The sequence below is a fragment of the Streptomyces sp. DH12 genome, assembly GCF_020873895.1.
Lineage (GTDB): Bacteria > Actinomycetota > Actinomycetes > Streptomycetales > Streptomycetaceae > Streptomyces.
Genome location: NZ_JAHWGT010000008.1, coordinates 73972 through 89784, shown reverse-complemented (window position 1 = coordinate 89784; position 15813 = coordinate 73972). Strand labels below are relative to the sequence as shown.

General features: G+C 76.8%; 17 protein-coding genes. 8 read left to right on the top strand and 9 right to left on the bottom strand.

Annotation, left to right across the window (positions count from 1 at the left end):
- Window positions 1–89 precede the first annotated feature (89 nt).
- The gene (locus LPA54_RS09520) at window positions 90–2729 is read right to left on the bottom strand and encodes a SpoIIE family protein phosphatase (RefSeq protein WP_228975762.1); all 2640 of its coding nucleotides are present in this window, start codon (window positions 2727–2729) and stop codon (window positions 90–92) included.
- 129 nt (window positions 2730–2858) lie between these two features.
- Between LPA54_RS09520 and LPA54_RS09515 the strand changes: the two genes are divergently transcribed.
- Window positions 2859–3782, top strand: a complete 924-nt coding sequence (locus tag LPA54_RS09515; protein WP_228975979.1) for a MurR/RpiR family transcriptional regulator — start codon at window positions 2859–2861, stop codon at window positions 3780–3782.
- Window positions 3783–4107: 325 nt separating this feature from the next.
- On the opposite strand, the gene LPA54_RS09510 is transcribed toward LPA54_RS09515, so the two are convergent.
- On the bottom strand, window positions 4108–4317 hold the full coding sequence (locus tag LPA54_RS09510) for a DUF5133 domain-containing protein (RefSeq protein WP_058941940.1): 210 nt from the start codon (window positions 4315–4317) through the stop codon (window positions 4108–4110).
- 234 nt (window positions 4318–4551) lie between these two features.
- Here LPA54_RS09510 and LPA54_RS09505 point away from each other — a divergent pair, with 234 nt between their 5' ends.
- Window positions 4552–4743, top strand: a complete 192-nt coding sequence (locus tag LPA54_RS09505) for a DUF2795 domain-containing protein (protein ID WP_228975760.1) — start codon at window positions 4552–4554, stop codon at window positions 4741–4743.
- Between the two features lie 33 nt (window positions 4744–4776).
- Here the strand turns inward: LPA54_RS09505 and LPA54_RS09500 are convergent, their stop codons facing one another.
- Both LPA54_RS09500 and LPA54_RS09495 read right to left on the bottom strand, forming a co-directional pair.
- On the bottom strand, window positions 4777–5508 hold the full coding sequence (locus tag LPA54_RS09500; protein ID WP_228975758.1) for a class I SAM-dependent methyltransferase: 732 nt from the start codon (window positions 5506–5508) through the stop codon (window positions 4777–4779).
- Between the two features lie 11 nt (window positions 5509–5519).
- A complete protein-coding gene (locus LPA54_RS09495; protein WP_228975756.1) occupies window positions 5520–8285 on the bottom strand; it encodes a SpoIIE family protein phosphatase/ATP-binding protein in 2766 nt (921 codons plus the stop codon).
- 223 nt (window positions 8286–8508) lie between these two features.
- Between LPA54_RS09495 and LPA54_RS09490 the strand changes: the two genes are divergently transcribed.
- On the top strand, window positions 8509–8793 hold the full coding sequence (locus LPA54_RS09490) for a hypothetical protein (protein ID WP_228975754.1): 285 nt from the start codon (window positions 8509–8511) through the stop codon (window positions 8791–8793).
- 75 nt (window positions 8794–8868) lie between these two features.
- Here the strand turns inward: LPA54_RS09490 and LPA54_RS09485 are convergent, their stop codons facing one another.
- Entirely contained in the window at window positions 8869–9075 is a 207-nt protein-coding gene (locus LPA54_RS09485) for a hypothetical protein (protein ID WP_228975752.1), read from the bottom strand.
- Window positions 9076–9421: 346 nt separating this feature from the next.
- Between LPA54_RS09485 and LPA54_RS09480 the strand changes: the two genes are divergently transcribed.
- Entirely contained in the window at window positions 9422–9682 is a 261-nt protein-coding gene (locus LPA54_RS09480) for a hypothetical protein (protein ID WP_228975750.1), read from the top strand.
- Window positions 9683–9840: 158 nt separating this feature from the next.
- Here the strand turns inward: LPA54_RS09480 and LPA54_RS09475 are convergent, their stop codons facing one another.
- Entirely contained in the window at window positions 9841–10188 is a 348-nt protein-coding gene (locus LPA54_RS09475) for a DUF3040 domain-containing protein (RefSeq protein WP_228975746.1), read from the bottom strand.
- 120 nt (window positions 10189–10308) lie between these two features.
- Complete coding sequence (locus LPA54_RS09470; protein WP_228975743.1) at window positions 10309–10992, bottom strand: pyridoxamine 5'-phosphate oxidase family protein; 684 nt, start codon at window positions 10990–10992, stop codon at window positions 10309–10311.
- A gap of 246 nt (window positions 10993–11238) precedes the next feature.
- On the opposite strand from LPA54_RS09470, the gene LPA54_RS09465 reads away from it, so the two are divergent.
- Complete coding sequence (locus LPA54_RS09465) at window positions 11239–11697, top strand: Crp/Fnr family transcriptional regulator (protein WP_228975740.1); 459 nt, start codon at window positions 11239–11241, stop codon at window positions 11695–11697.
- Between the two features lie 123 nt (window positions 11698–11820).
- Entirely contained in the window at window positions 11821–12450 is a 630-nt protein-coding gene (locus LPA54_RS09460; RefSeq protein WP_228975738.1) for a CBS domain-containing protein, read from the top strand.
- Window positions 12451–12619: 169 nt separating this feature from the next.
- On the opposite strand, the gene LPA54_RS09455 is transcribed toward LPA54_RS09460, so the two are convergent.
- Window positions 12620–12922, bottom strand: a complete 303-nt coding sequence (locus LPA54_RS09455; RefSeq protein WP_228975733.1) for a DUF1876 domain-containing protein — start codon at window positions 12920–12922, stop codon at window positions 12620–12622.
- Between the two features lie 250 nt (window positions 12923–13172).
- On the opposite strand from LPA54_RS09455, the gene LPA54_RS09450 reads away from it, so the two are divergent.
- Together LPA54_RS09450 and LPA54_RS09445 are read left to right on the top strand one after the other, a co-directional pair.
- Window positions 13173–14066, top strand: coding sequence for a universal stress protein (locus tag LPA54_RS09450; RefSeq protein WP_228975731.1), 894 nt, complete (start codon window positions 13173–13175; stop codon window positions 14064–14066).
- A 150-nt stretch (window positions 14067–14216) separates the two neighbouring features.
- Complete coding sequence (locus tag LPA54_RS09445; RefSeq protein WP_228975727.1) at window positions 14217–15368, top strand: PEP/pyruvate-binding domain-containing protein; 1152 nt, start codon at window positions 14217–14219, stop codon at window positions 15366–15368.
- A gap of 116 nt (window positions 15369–15484) precedes the next feature.
- On the opposite strand, the gene LPA54_RS09440 is transcribed toward LPA54_RS09445, so the two are convergent.
- On the bottom strand, window positions 15485–15763 hold the full coding sequence (locus LPA54_RS09440; protein ID WP_228975726.1) for a hypothetical protein: 279 nt from the start codon (window positions 15761–15763) through the stop codon (window positions 15485–15487).
- Between the last annotated feature and the right edge of the window lie 50 nt (window positions 15764–15813).

Sequence of the window (15813 nt, the reverse complement as noted above, 5' to 3'; positions counted from 1 at the left end):
CGTCCGTCGTCCCCATCGTCGGCCGCCGCTCGCGGGGCCACAACCGCGGTGGTCCGGGCGGGTCACCGGCCGGCCGCGCGGGCGGCCGGTCACCGGCTGGGCCCGTCACGGTGCGGACCGCTCCCGCCCGGCCGCCGGTCTCCCCCGCCGCCGGCCGGCCCGCCGGCCGGTCGGGGGGCGGGGCCGGGTCCGTCCCGGCCGGGTCGGCGGGCGGCCAGGAGCAGGGCGACGTCGTCGGCCCGGTCCTCGCTCTGCCCGGCCCCGGCGATGAGCGCGTCGGCCGTCGCGGCGAGGGAGGCGGGGCCGACGACGGACAGCGCGGCCCGCACCCGTTCGATGCCCACGTCGATGTCGACGCCGGGCTGCTCGACCAGTCCGTCGGTGAACAGGGCGAGCACCGCGCCCGGGGAGAGGCGCAGTTCGGTGACGGGGTAGCGGGCGTCCGCGTCGACGCCCAGGACGACCCCGCCGGGCAGGTCGACGACCTCGGTTCGGCCGTCCGGGTGACGCAGCAGCGGGGGGAGGTGGCCGGCGCGGACCGCCTGGAGGAGCCCGGTCCCCGGCGCGAGCACGCCGTAGCAGCAGCTGGCGAACTGGCCGGGGTCGAGGTCGATGAGGAGGCGGTTGGTGCCGCTCATGACCTCGCTCGGGTCGTGCCCGGCGAGGGCGAAGGCCCGTACGGCGCTGCGCAGCTGGCCCATGGTGGCGGCGGCGGACACGCCGTGCCCCTGGACGTCGCCGATGACGAGGGCGAGGCCCCGGGGCGTCATGACCACGTCGTACCAGTCGCCGCCGACGTCCATGCCCTGCGTGCCGGGCAGGTAGCGGGCGACGGTGTCCACCTGGCGCAGGCGGGGCAGCCGGTGGGGCAGGAGGGCGTCCTGGAGCCCGCGGGCGAGGGCGGCCTCGGAGTCGTAGCGCCGTGCCCGCTGGAGGGCCTGGGCGATGAGCCCGGCGAGGGCGGTGAGGACGGTGCGCTCCTCGGGGCTGAAGCCGCGGGGCTGGTCGAAGCCGAGGATGCAGGAGCCGACGGGCCGGCCGGAGGCGATGAGGGGGAGGAAGGCGCGGGCGCCGACGTGCGCGTCGAGCGGGATGCCGGGGTAGGCGGCGGCGAGGCGCTGCATGGACTCGAAGAAGATCGGCCGGCCGGAGGTGAGCGTCTCGACGCCGGGCAGCCGGGCGTCCAGGCCGACCCCGTCGAACCGGTCGAGGAAGCCCTGGGGGAAGCCGGTCTCCCAGGCGAGGTGGAGGTGGCGTTCGCTCAGCAGGTAGATGGCGAGCTGGCGGCCGCCGAAGGCCGGCAGGAGCTCCTCGGTGACGACCTCGGAGACCTGGCGGGCCGTGACGGCCTCGGTGAGGGCGATGGCGAGGGCGACGGGCCGGTAGAGGACGGCGGCGCGGTCGGCCGGGGAGCCGAGGCCCCCGCCGGGCGCGGCGACGGAGCGGGGGGCGTAGGCGGGCTCGTCGACGGCGGCGAGCGTGACGGTGAGCCCGTCGTGGCCGGGGTGGAGGGCGACCGACAGCCAGGAGGAGGGCGCGGGGTGGGCGAGGAACTCGATCGGGTCGGGGTCGGGGTCCGTGGAGATCAGCGCGGCACGGAAGTGGTCCTCGTAGGCGGGGTGGCCGGCCCAGGGCAGGGCGTCCCACAGGACGCGCCCGAGGAGGGCGGGGCCGGCCCGGCCGAGCAGGGTCTCGGCGCGGCGGCTGACGTGGGTGACGCGGCCGAGCCGGTCGAGGGAGAGGACACCGGTGGTCAGCCGGTCGACGGCGGCCGCGGCGATCGGGCCGGATCCGGGGTCGACGAGGACGCCGGCGAGGTGCGCCGGACGGGGTCCGGGGCCGTGGGCGGCGGGCGGGAAGCGGCGGGTCAGTTCGAGGAGGTGGGGCCGGCCGTCGCGGCCGCGCAGCCAGATCCGGCGGGCCCCCGGGCGGCCGCCGTCGGGGGCCGCGGCGACCTGGCGGGCCGCGGCCCGCAGGCCGAGGACGTCCTCGGGCGCGAGCAGGGCCTCCAGGGCGGCGACGCTGCCCGGGACGTCCTCGGGGTCGGCGCCGAGGATGCGGCACAGCTCGGCGTCGGCCGTCAGGGTGCCGCTGCCGACGTGCCACTCCAGGTGGCTGATGCGGAGCGGGGGCGTGGCGCTCGCCGGGAGGTGGACGGGTTCCGGTGCGCGGTCCCAGGCGACGGGGACGCCGGCGGTGTCGAGGCGGGCGAGGTCGGCGCCGAGGCGGGAGGCGGCGTCGCGCATCCGCCGGCGGTCGGCGTCGTCGACGGGCCGGCCGGGGGTGGCGGTGCGCAGGGCGACGAGGACGCCGTACCGGTCGCGCCCGGCGGCGACGGGCACGTACAGGGAGCCGAAGGGGTAGGGCAGGCCCGCCATGAGCTGGGGGAAGCGGCGCATCGCCTCCTCCGCGTCGGCGAGGTGGACGGGTCGCCCGGAGCGGAACGCCTCGGCGACCGGGAAGGGGCGGTTGATGTGCATGCGCCACCAGGGCCGGAAGAGGTCCACGGGCAGTCCGGCGAGGACGGCGAGGCGCAGCAGCCCCTGGGAGCGGGAGCGCAGGTAGACGCCCCCGGCGTAGCCGCCGACGGAGTCGACGGCCTCGACGGCGGCGGGGGCGAGCGCCGTCGCCAGGGTGTCGGTGGCACGTCCGTCGTCCGGCGGCCCGCCGCCCCGTCCCGGCCCGTCCGGCGGGGGCGGGAGGGGGCCGGGGGCTCCGTACCGGGTCACACAGTCAGGATGCGCCCGGTCGGGGGGCCGCCGCACTCCGGTCGAGCGGGGTCGGGCCGGGTGGGGGCGGACCGGGCGTGCGTTATGTTGTGCGCAATTGGGACGAGAAGGAGGCGGATCGTGCCATCAGTGCCATCCGGTCAGCAGGCGCGAGCGCAGGCGGCCGCGATCAGGCAGGGGCGGCAGGCACCGGAGCCGGACCGGACTCCGGCGGAGCGGGTGCGGGCCCTGTTCACGGGGCACCGGCTGTCGCCGGGGCAGCGGCGCATCGCGCAGTACCTGGTCGACCACCTGACGGAGGCGGCGTTCCTGTCGATCACGGACCTGGCGGAGCGGGCCGGGGTGAGCCAGCCGTCGGTGACCCGGTTCGCCACCTCGCTCGGGTACAGCGGCTTCCCGGCGCTGCGCGAGGCGCTCCAGCCGATCGCGCTGAGCGCGGTGGCGGGTTCCCCGGACACCCGGGAGGGGGTCCGGCACAACGAGCTCCAGGCGGCGATCGACGCGGAGATCGAGAACCTGGAGAGCCTGCGACGGGTTCTCGCCGATCCCGGGCAGGTGCTGGAGGTGGGTCGGCAGCTGGCTCATTCCGTGCCCTTGACGGTGGTGGGACTGCGGATCTCGGTGTCGCTGGCGGAGTACTTCGCCTACGCGGCCCGCCGGATCCACCCGGACGTGCGGGTGGTGACGCGGGGCGGCAGCGTCGCCTACGACACGCTGCTCCAGGCGCGGGAGGCGGGCGGTTCGTGGGCGCTGGCCTTCGCCATGCCGAGGCACGCGAACGAGACGCTGGCGGCGGTGCGGGCGGCGCGCAGCGCGGGGCTGCGTGTGGCGCTGATCACGGATCTGACCATGGGGCCGCTGGTGGAGCAGGCGGACGTGACACTGACGGCGCCGACCGGCGCACGGCTGGTGTTCGACTCGTACGCCGCGCCCGGGGTGCTGTCGGCGGCGGTGCTCCAGGCGATGGCCGACGCCGAACCGGAGCGCACCCAGGCGCGGTTGGAGGGGTACGAGCAGGTCGCGATGCAGCACGACTTCTTCATCGACGACTGAGGGCGGCCGGTGCGCGGACGGCTCCGTCCGGTGCTCCGGCGGGTGTCCCGGTGGGCCTGGCACGCTAGGGCGGCGCCGGCTTTTTTCGGCCATCGGCGAGCATGAAATTTTTCATGCCCTTGCTTACTCAACGGTATATATATTTACTGCTCGCACGACACCGCGGCACCGATAGGCGCCACGCGGTGCCCGCTGACCGAACACGGCGGGGCGGCGCTCCCTCCTCGCGCCGCCCTCGTGTTCGTCACCGGGTGCTCCGCTCTCCCCTGCGGACACCCGTGGCGGCCCCGGTCTACCCCTGGGCCGGGGCCGCCGAACCCTCACCTCAGCCGGCCGCCGTCGCGGCGAGCCTGGCGCGGGCGGCCGCCAGCGCGTGCTCCAGCTGCCGGGTCCCGGTGGTCACGCACAGCGTGTACGTCACGTCCTCCAGGCGGCGTTGCAGATCCGGCGCGATGGCGCGCTCCTGCGCGGCGGCGCAGAGGGATTCGTACCGGGCCACGAGTTCGCGAAGCACAGCGGGATGCGCCAACAGCATGGGCGTACCTGCCTTTCCGACGCCATGGGGTGAGGGAGGACGGCGACGCACGTCTCCCGGGGGCCTTGCGATGAGGTCGGGTGACGGCGGCGCTCCCGGGCGCGGGGCACCGCCCCCGCGCGGGATATGCCCGCACTGACCGACCTTCACACGACATTGTGATGCAACCGTGATGGCTTCGCCCTGCGGAGCGCCGCGAGGTGTGGCCGACCGTGCCGGTGGTACTCGGCGGCCATGGCTGTGAACCCCATCGAGATGCAGAAGAACCTGGGCGGCGTCAGCTACCCGGCCTCCAAGGACGAGATCGTCCGGCAGGCGGAGCAGCACGGCGCCAGCGAGAAGGTCGTGGACGCGCTGAAGTCCATGCCGGACAAGGAGTACGACTCCCCCGCCGCCGTGAACAAGGAGGTCGGCAGAGGTTCCTGACACCGGTCCCACCCGCGCCGCGCCGCCCCCGCGTCAGCCGGGGCGGCGCGCCACGACCAGGCGGCAGCGCGGCGCGCCGTCCGCGCGGGACCCGAGGGCCGGCAGCGGCAGCAGCTCCGCGGCGAAGCCGGCCCGCTCCAGGTCCGCCAGTACCTCCGGGAGCCGGAAGGTCCGGTAGTACATGACGAAGGGCGGCCGCCACAGGGCGTTGCGCACCCGCATCGCCGCGTCGAAGCCCCACAGCGCCCAGTACGCCGCCGAGCCCGGGCGGGGCGGCGCCGCCACGGGGAAGGCGAACCGCCCGCCGGGCCGCAGCACGGCGCGGACCCCCGCGAAGAGCCCCGGCCGCTCGGCGGGCACGAAGTGTCCGAACGCGCCGAAGCTCACCGCGAGGTCGAACGCCTCCCGGAACGGCAGCGCCCGCGCGTCGGCCCGTACCCACGCGGCGTCCGGGCGGCCCGGTCGGGGCGGGGCCGTGGCGCGGGCGCGGGCGAGCATCCCCGCGCTGAAGTCCACCCCGGTCACCCGCTCGCCGCACAGTCCCCGCAGGACGGAGACGCCGGCCCCGGTCCCGCAGCACACGTCGAGCCCGGACCGGAACGGGCCGAGCGGGCGCAGGGCGTCCGCCACCGCGTCGAGCACCTGCGGCGGTGTGCGGAAGGGCGTCCGGTCGAATTTCGGGGCGAGCAGGTCGTACCCCCGCCGCGTGGAGGAGAGCGCCTGCACGGCCAGCTCCGCGGCGGTCGGTCCGGTGGGGGTGAACATGCCTGCCTCGTCTAGAGGGGGTCGGCGTCGAAGGTGTCGAGGAAGAACTCCGCTCCGCGCCCCGCGCCGAACGCGGCGCCCGGTCCGGTCAGTTGCTGCTCGGCCCAGATGACCTTGCCCTGCCCGGTGTAGCGGGTCCCCCACCGCTCGGAGAGCTGGGCGACGAGGAACAGCCCCCGGCCGCCCTCGTCGGTGGTGGCCGCGTACCGCAGGTGCGGCGAGGTGCTGCTGCCGTCGGAGACCTCGCAGGTGAGGACGCGGTCGTGGATGAGGCGCACGTGGACCGGGGCGGTGCCGTAGCGGATGGCGTTGGTGATGAGTTCGCTGAGGATCAGCTCGGTGGTGAAGGCCGCGTCGTCCAGGCCCCAGGCGGCGAGCTGCTCGGCGGCGGCGGCCCGCATTCCGGCGACCGCGCCGGGGTGGAAGGGCACGTCCCAGTCGGTGACGCGGTCGGGGCCGAGGGAGCGGGTCCGGGCGATGAGGAGCGCGACGTCGTCCTTGGGGTGGGCGGGCAGGAGGGCGTCGAGCACGGCCCGGCAGCTCTCCTCGGGGGTGCGGTCGACGCCGTCGGGCGGGGCGAGGGCCCGCCGCAGCAGGTCCAGGCCGACGTCGATGTCGCGGGTCCGCTCCTCGATGAGCCCGTCGGTGTAGAAGACCAGCTGGCTCCCCTCGGTCAGCTCCAGCTCTGCCGTCTCGTACGGGATGCCGCCCAGCCCCAGCGGCGGGCCCACCGGCATGTCGGGGTACTCGACGTGGCCGCCGGGGTGGACCAGCGCGGGCATGGGGTGCCCGGCCCGCGCGAGCGCGCACCGCCGCGTCACCGGGTCGTAGACGGCGTACAGGCAGGTGGCGCCGGTCATCCCGGCGCCGGCGTCGGGGCCGCCCTGGCCCGCGTCGGCCTCGTCCTGGTCGATGCGGCCCACCAGGTCGTCGAGCCGGCCGAGGAGTTCGTCGGGCGGCAGGTCGAGGGTGGAGAAGTTGTGGACCGCGGTGCGCAGCCGGCCCATGGTGGCGGCGGCGTGGAGCCCGTGCCCGACGACGTCGCCGACGACGAGGGCGACCCGGCTGCCGGGCAGCGGGATCACGTCGAACCAGTCGCCGCCGACGCCGGACTGGGCGGGCAGGTAGCGGTGGGCGACCTCCACGGCGCTCTGCTCGGGCAGCGCCCGCGGCAGCAGGCTGCGCTGGAGGGTGACGGCCATGGCGTGCTCGCGCGTGTAGCGGCGGGCGTTGTCGATGGCGACGGCGGCGCGGGCGACCAGTTCCTCGGCGAGCGTGACGTCCTCGTCCTCGAAGGGCTCCGGCTTCTCCGAGCGCCAGAAGTTGGCGACGCCGAGGACCACCCCCCGGGCCTTGAGCGGCACGGTGATCAGGGAGTGGATGCCGTACGCCACGATCTGCCCCGCCCGCTCCGGGTCCTGCGCCTGCCAGCCGGGCGCGCGGGACAGGTCGGGGACCAGCTCGGCGCGGCCGGAGCCGAAGCCCCGGGCCTGCGGCGTGGACGGGACGAAGGCGATCATCCGGCCGACCGCGTACAGCGGGTGGTCCTCGCGGATGCCGCGCGAGGCGGTGCGGCGCATCTCGGTGCCGGTGCCGGTGGGTTCCTCGCCGCGCAGCACGGGGTCGGCGAGGTCGACGGTGACGTAGTCGGCGAAGCGCGGCACGGCGACCTCGGCGAGTTCCTCGGCGGTGCGGCCCACGTCGAGGGTGGTGCCGATGCCCACGCCGGCGTCGTACAGCAGGTTGAGCCGTTTGCGGGCGACCTGGGCGCGGCCGGTGAGGGCGCGCAGCTCGGTGGTGTCGCGGATGGTGACGACGGTGCCGCCCGGGCCGCCGTAGGGGTGGGTGAGGCGCTGGTTGACGGCGAGGAGCCGGCCGGCGGCGGGCACGACCTCGTCGGTGGCGGGCCGTCCGGACGCGAGCAGCTCGGCGATCCGGGGGTCGAGGCCGGGCAGCTCGGAGGCGGGCCGGCCCTCGGCCCCGGGCGGGAGCTTCAGGAGCCGGACGGCCTCGTCGTTGGCGAGGACGAGGCGGCCGTCGCCGCCGACGATGACGACGCCCTCGCGGACCGCGTGCAGGACCGCGTCGTGGTGCTCGTACATCCGGGTCATCTCGGAGGGGCCCAGGCCGTGGGTCTGGCGGCGCAGGCGCCTGGTGACGAGGGCCGAGCCGGCGGTCGCGACGGCCAGCCCGGCGGCGCTGGTGCCGAGGATGACGGGCAGCTGGCGGTTGACGACGCCGGTGACGTTGTCGACCTTGAGCCCGGCGGAGACGAGGGCGACGACCTCGCCGTCCGCGTCGGTGACCGGGACGACGGCCTGCACCTCGTCGCCGAGCGGCCCTTGGACGCGTTCGGTGAGGACCTCACCGGCGAGGGACGGCTCGATGGTGCCGACGAAGCGCTGCCCGATCCGTTCGGGCTGGGGGTGGGTGTAGCGGGTGCCGTCGGTGTCCATGACGACGATGAAGTCCACGCCCGCCCGCCTGCGGGCGGTCTCCGTGAGCGGCTGGAGCTCCCGGGACGGGGCGGATGCCTCCAGCGCCTCCAGCAGTCCCGGGGAGTGGGCGAAGGTCTCGGCCACGGCGACGGACCGGTTGCGGGCCTCGCGGTCGCCGTCGTACCGCGACTGGAGGAGCAGGGCGAGGACGGCGCCGAGCACCAGCAGCACGATCAGCGTCACCTGGAGGGCGAACACCTGCCCGGCGACGCTGCGGGGAAGCCTTTCGGCCAGTGACCGGACCGACACGCCCCGGAACCGGTCTGTGAATGCGGCCACGCCTATTTGTAACACTGTCCCCCTCGTCCGGCGCCAGATCAGGGGGACCAACGGTGCCATCCGGCACGTCTCGCTCCGCTGGGCGCCGGCGCCCCGCGCCGCCGGTGGGCGTCGACGCGGGCGCGGGGTGCTCCGGCGATGACGTGCCGAGGGTGCATTTCCCGCCGTCCTGGCGCGGGTATGGTCCCCGCAGGGCCGACGGTGGGGACTGGGGGCACGGAGCGTGGCCAAGCGTGAGTTCGAGGAGCGGGGCGTGCTCATCCGGCGGGGGTGGCGCCAGTTGACGACGGCCGGGCGGGTCCGGGTGGCCGGGGGGCGGCTGACGCTGCTCAACAGCCGGGGCAGCGAGATCGACAGCGCGCCCCTGGCCGAGGTGCGGCTCGCGGAGCCGTGGTACGTGCCCCGCGGCTGCGTCCGCGCGGTCCTGGGCCGGACTGTGTACTTGCTGCGGCTGCCGCCCTCGCGCGTCCGGGACGTCGCCGAGGCCGCCCACCGGGCCCGGCGCTAGGCCCTGTCCGGAAAGTCCCGCCTGGGCCACGGCGCCCGGCATGATCGACGGGACACCGCCTGGGGGGCGCCCCGGTCAGGGGCCGACGGGGAGCGCCGGGAGGTCCTCCCACACCTGCCGCAGCTCCGTGTAGCGGCGGTCGGGCAGGCCCTCCAGGACCGCGCGGACCTCCGGGCGGGCCGAGGCGGCGGCGATCAGCAGGTCGCTGCGGGTCAGCGCCCCGTTGGCGAAGACGGCGGACAGGTGGTCGGCGATCTCGGTGCGGGTGACGTCGTCTGCCATGGCTCCCCCAGGTGTGAGCGCGCGAAGAGGTCGGCGGCGTGGGTACGGCGGGGTGTCGCGAAGCGGTCGGCGCGGCCGCCCGGGGCGGCTCGGGCGCCTCCCCGGGCCTGCGGGGCGCGGGGTGTCGGCGCGGCACCAATCTAGCGCAGCGGAGGGGCCCTCGAACGCGCTGTCGGACCGCTGCGCGGGGGCGCTCCGGGCAATTCCCCGCGAGGTCGCGGGGACGCCGTGCGCCCGCCCCGCGCCGTTCACCGGCGCCCGGCCGGAAGGGCGGGTGCGCGCGCTCGGTGTGACGGTACGATCGCGGCCGGTGACGGCGGGTGGACGGAGCGGGAGGACGGCAGCCATGACGAGGGTGACGCGGCAGGAGATCACCGCCTGTACCCGGGGGGCGTTCGGTTCGGGCTGGGTCGGCAGGGACGGGCTGTGCGCGGCGGCCCGCGCGGCGGGTGCCCGCCCGGAGGTCATGGCGGTGCTGGCGGGGCTGTCGCCGTACGTACGGGTCTGCGGGGTGCCGGACCTGCTCCTGCTGCTGCCCGGCCTGCCGGACGGTCCCCAGGCGGAGCCGGCCGGCGGAGCCGAAGGCGGCGCCCCGGCCGGGATGTGACGGCGGGCGGCCGGCGGACGGGCCGAGTCGCCGGGCGGGGGGGCGGCAGTCACCGGGCGGCGGGGGTCACCGGCCGGTCGTGGCCTGCGGCCGCCGCGGCGGGGTGGGGGCCGCCGCCGGGGTCGGAGGCCGCGCGCGGCCTCCGACCCTCGGGCCGGTCACGGCTGGAGGGGCGCCCCTGCGGGCGGCGCGGGCGGGGGTGCCGGGTCGGTACCCGGGTCGGCGGGCTGCGTCAGCACCGCGGTGAGGACCAGTCCCACCACCGCCACGACGACGGCCACGAGGAAGGCGACCTTGCGCCAGTCGCGTCGGACCGGGCCGTCCGGCCCCGGCCCGACGGCCGGACAGTCGGGCGGGAGGTCGGCCGGGGGCCCGGCGTGGTCGTACGGATCGCCGGTCAGCTGCCTGCCGAGGGCCGACATCCGGGCGTCGAGCTCGGGGTCCTCGCGTGCGAGGAGCCGCTCGATCTCGGCGAGCAGGCGGCCCTCGTCCATGCCGGGCGCCATCGCGACCACCTCCGGTCCTCGTCCTGCTGGTGCGGGCTGCCGAGCCGGGTGACGCCCGGCCGCCCGCACCGGGTACCCGCCAGGGGCCCGCTCGCACGGACCTTTCCCGGCCCCGTGCCGTCAGGCGTCGCGGACCGGCTCGTCGTCGCCGTGCCGGACCTCCAAACGCCGCCCGCCGACCCGGTGGGGCGTGAGCGCGACCCACAGGTCGCGCCCGTCGTCGGCCCACGGCGTGCCGTGCGCCCTCTCGGCCAGTTCGCGGACCGCGCCGGGCTCGGTGACGGCGTGGGCCTCGCCGACGAGGAGGACGCTCCAGCCCCGGCTGAACGCCTCGTCGATGTGGTCCGCCTCGAAGGCGACCTCCGTGCCCTCGGCCCCGGCCGGGAGGGCTTCGGAGGAGGTACGGAACGCCACCTCGCCACGGGCGACGAGGTAGTTGACGGGCAGGATCGCCGGTCCCTCGCGGGTCGTGACGGCGACCCGGCCCACCCCGTGGGTGCCGAGCAGCGTCCAGCACTGGGCGGGGCTCAGTTCGACGAGCTCCGGGTGGAGGATCCCGCGCCCTACGCCGGGCGGCAGGCCGCCGGTGCCGTCGGCGAGGGCGACGGCGGTGGTCTCCAGGGCCTCGGCGAGGCGCAGCAGGAACCCCGTGCCGGGTGTGGCCGCCTGCTCCTCCAGGTACTGGATGTAGCCGGGGGCCGACCCCGCGCGCAGGGCGACCTCCTCGCGGGACAGCCCGAGCTGCACGCGGCGGGCGGCCACGCGGCGGCCGATGCCGCTCCTCGGGTGCTCGGCTCCGGACATGGCCTCACGCTAGCCGCGCCGCCGGACGCCCGCACTGCGGCGGGGGCGGGGGCGGGCGCGGGGTCCGGCGGGCCGGTGGTCCGCGGCCGGGGCCTACCGGCCGGTTGGTGAGTAGGCTCGAAAGACACCGTCGTACCGGGCGGGACGCGCGGACGGGGGCGGGGCGTGCGCCCGGCGCACCCGGGGCCGCCGCCGTTCGGCGGCGGCGCGGACGACGCTGGTGCGCGGGTCCACCAGGAGGTACACATGAGCACCACAGCACCCAGGATCAACGCCCTGCCCGCCCCGCACCGGGAGCGGCTGCTGGCCCTCGCCGAGGAGGTGTCGTTCGAACCGGGCGAGCGGGTCTTCGACGAGCACCGGCCCGCGGACCGGTTCTGGGTCGTCCGCACGGGCGCGGTCAACCTCGACTCGCGGGTGCCGGGCAGCCGCCGCCCCGCCGTCATCGAGATGCTCGGCCACGGCGAGCTCGTGGGGCTGTCGTGGCTGTTCCCGCCGTACGAGTGGGAGCTCGGCGCGGAGGCGATGAGCCTGGTGCGGGCGTACGAGTTCGACGCGGCGGTGGTGCGGGCGCTGTGCGAGGCGGAGCCCCCCTTCGGGCTGGCGCTGACGCAGTGGGTGGGACAGGTGCTGTCCCACCGGTTGCAGGCGACGCGGGAGCGGCTGCTCGACCTGTACGCCCCGCACGGCAGCGGGGTCCTCTGAGGGCGGGCGGGGACGGTTGCGGCGTTCCGTCCGTTTCCGGGGTGTCACCGGCGAGTGCCGGCGCGCGCGGGCGGCGCGTCCCCCATCCTCGGTGGGGGGACCGAGCGAAGGGACGGGCGAGCGATGAGGCAGCGCAGCGTGGCCGATCTGATGACGCCGGAGGTCGTCGCGGTACAGCGCGGCACCTCCTTCAAGGAGATCGCGCGGCTGCTCGACGAGTTCGGCATCACCGCCGTGCCCGTCGTCGACGAGGAGGGCCGGCCCGTCGGCGTGGTGTCCGAGGCGGATCTGCTGCACCGGCACACCTCCGGCGAGCAGGGGCCGAGCACCGCCGAAGGGCTGATGTCGAGCCCGGCCGTCGTGGCGCGGCCGCGGTGGAGCGCCGTCGAGGCGGCCCGCGTCATGGAGCGCCGGCGCATCAAGCGGCTGCCCGTCGTGGACGGCACGGGGCGGCTCATCGGCGTGCTGAGCCGCAGGGACCTGCTCCAGCTGTTCCTGCGGCGCGACCGGGCCATCCAGGAGGAGATCCTGGAGGACGTCGTGACCCGCACCATGGGGCTGCCGCCGTCCGCCGTCACCATCGACGTCAACGACGGGACGGTCACGCTCAGCGGCGTGCTGGAGCACCGCAGCCTCGTGCCGATACTGGTGCGGCTCTGCGAGACCGTCGACGGGGTGGTCGCGGTGGACGACCGGCTCGCGTACGAGACGGACGACACGGGCGCCCTGGCCTCCGGCGACGTCCCGGGCTGAGCGGCGCCCTGCACAGGCCGCCCCCGACGGGCGGGCGGCCCTCGCCCGGCGTGCCGACGGCAGGCGGCGCCCCGGTCGGCGGCGCCCCGCTGCCGGGGGCGCCGCCGCCGGGGGCGAGCGTACTCGGGCACCCCGGCCCGCGAGGGCCGGGGTGCGGCCTGCCCCGGCCTCAGCTGACCGGCGTCGTCCAGCCGTACTGCGCGTCCTCCTCGACCTGGTCGGAGAGGCCAGCGCCCGCCTCGCCGATGTCCTTGTAGGCCAGGCGCATCAGCTGCCGGGACAGATCGCCCATCGCGCGGCTGGCGGCCAGTTCGTCACCGATCAGCGGGACGTCCGCGTCCTCGGGGTTGCGGCGGGCGGAGCCGCGGCCGGTGACGGTCGACTTGCCGGTGTCCAGCACCGCGCGCGCCTCGGTGGTGTCCCCGTCCTCCACCAGCTCCATGCTGATCTTCCACTCGAGCGTCCGGGCCATGGTGTCCTCCTCGACACGTCGATCGGGTGCGGGCCGGTGCGCTGCCGGCCTCGACTCCAGGATCCACCCGTGTGCCCCGCATGGACGAGCCGGAACGTCGCGCGGGCCCCGGACGGGACCGGCCGGGTGAGGCCGGTTTGCCGTGCCGGGGCCGGGGAACCGGGGCCCTCCGACCCCTCGGGGTCGACCGGGGGCCGCTTGGGACCACCCGGCGGCGCGGCACCCGGACCGCGGAGACGGAGGAGGAACCATGGCGCAGGCCCCGGCGCACCGCGCGGTCGCGGTGGGAGTGGACGGCTCGCCCGAGAGCCTGGCGGCGGCCGAGTGGGCCGCCCGGGAGGCCGCACTGCGCGGGCTGCCGCTGCGCCTGGTGCGGGCCTGGCTGTGGCAGGCCGTGGACGGGGCGCCGGAGAAGGACGGCGAGGCCGAGGAGCGGCGGGCGCGCCGCTCCCTGGACGAGATGGCGGCGGACGTCCGCGGCCGGCACCCCGAGGTGGAGGTGACCGCCGAGCTCCTGCCGGCGCCGCCCGTACCCGCGCTGCTGACCGCCGGGAACGCGGCCGAGATGCTGGTCATCGGCTCGCGTGGGCACGGGGCGCTGCTCGGCTTCCTGCTCGGGTCGTCCGGGCAGCAGGTGATCGCGGCGGCGGAGCGCCCGGTGGTGGCGGTGCGTTCCCCGCGCGGGGACGGGCCGGCGCCGGGGACGGAGCGCGGCGAGGTCGTCGTGGGCCAGCAGGGCGACCCGGAGGAGAGCGCGGCGGTCCTGGGCTTCGCCTTCGCCGCCGCGGCGGCGCGGGGCGTCGGGGTGCGCGCGGTGCGGGCCTGGAGCCTGCCGCCGGTGTACGCCTACGGCCCCGGGGGGCTGGCGCCCGTCGACGAGGCCGGCGGCCTGGTGCCGTACGAGGAGAAGGCGCTGGCGCAGGCGCTGGCACCGTGGCGCGAGCGCTACCCGCACGTGCCGGTGACCGAGCACGTGGAGCTGGGCAGCGGGGGCCAGGTGCTGCTGTCGGTGGTCACCGGCGCGAGCCTCGTCGTCGTGGGCCGCCGGGTGCGGCGCTCGCCGGTGGGGACGAGGATCGGTTCGGTGGCGCACGCGGTGCTGCACCACGCGCCGGGCCCGGTCGCCGTCGTGCCCCACGCGTGACCTGCCCCGTGCCGCGCGCCGCCGTGGCCGCCCCGGGCGGGGACACGGCGGCGCGGACGGGTCGGGCGGCCCGGGCGCCCGCGGTGGCACGCTGGTCGTGAGGCAGCCGCCCGGTTCGCGTCGAACCCTGGAGCTGGAGGACGTGCCGCGATGGTCCGATACGTGTACGACATCGCCGAGGAGCCGGGAGAAGGCCGCGACGAGCCCGGCGCGGGCGCTCCCGGCCGCCCCGGGGCCGACGCCGCCGGGCTGCTCGGCGCCAAGGGAGCCGACCTGGCCGGGCTCGCGCGCCTGGGCCTGCCGGTACCGGCCGGCTTCACCGTGACGACCGAGGCGTACCGGGTTTTCCGCGCGACCGGCGCGCCGCCGCCGGGGCTCGAAACGGAGCTGGCGGAGCACCTGGCCCGTCTGGAGCGGGTCTCCGGGCGACGGCTCGGACGGGTGGACGACCCGCTGCTGCTCTCGGTGCGGCCCGGGGCGCGGGTCGCCGTGCCGGGGCTGATGCCGACGGTCCTCGACGTCGGGCTCAACGACCACGCCGTGCTGGGGCTGGCCGGGACGCCCGCGCGGGAGCGGTTCGCGTGGGACTCCTACCGGCGCCTGGTGCGGGCGTTCGGCACGGCGGTGATGGGCGTCGACCCGGCGCTCTTCGACGGCGTGCTGCACCGCGTCGAGGACCAGCACCACGTCGCCGACGAGTCGCGGCTGGACGCCTGCGACCTGATCCGGATCGTCGAGACGTACAAGGACGTCGTCCGCGAGCGGACCGGCGAGGACTTCCCGCAGGACCCGTTCGAGCAGCTGCGCCGGGCCGTGCGGGCCGCGTTCGCGTCGTGGGACGGGGAGCCGGCCCGGCTCCACCGGCGCCGGGCGGGGGTGCCGGACGAGCCGGGCACGGCCGTGACGGTGCAGACGATGGTCTTCGGCAACCGGGACGCCGAGTCCGGCAGCGGCGTGGCCCTCACCCACGACCCCGCCACCGGCCGGCCCGGGGTGTGCGGCGGCTACCTGCCCGGCGCGCAGGGCGAGGACGTGGCCTCCGGTACGCGCGAGGCGCTGCCGCCGGCGGAATTCGCCCGGCTGGCCCCGGCCGCGTACGGCGCGCTGTGCGGGCACCTGCGGCGGCTCGAGGAGCACCACCGGGACGTGTGCGGCCTCGACTTCACCGTGGAACGCGGCCGGCTGTGGACGTTGCGGAGCCACGTGGGCGAGCCGGCCGTACGGGCTGCGGCCGGCACGGTGGCGCGCCCCGCCGCCGAGGGCGCGGCACCGGGGCCGGCGGCGGGCGGCGGGCAGGGCTGAGGTCCGGGCGACCGGGTCGAGTGCCTGTCCCGCCCAGGCCCGCCGGGTCGGGACGGGACCGGCCGGAGAAGGGACGGGACCGGCCGGGCCGGGTGTCTCCCCGGCCCGGCGGGCGGTCACTCCTCGTCGGCGAGCCCCTCCTCGTCGATCATGTGCTGGACCGCCTGCGCGGCCGTCGTCAGGCCCAGCCGGTCCAGCGTCTCGACGCACTCCAGCAGGATCAGGTCGGTCACCGCGGCCATCTCCGTGCCGGTGCGGTCGCGCTCGGCCAGCTCCTCGGGCGCCGCGGCGAGACGCAGCTCCCCCACCCGCTCGGCCAGGGCCTCGCGCCGCTCCTCCAGTTCGGCGATCGCGCGCACCGCGCGGACGATCTCCTCGTCGCTCACACCGCTCATCGGGCTCCCGTCTCCTTCGCTCACACCGGGGATGAGGGTGCGAGGGGCGC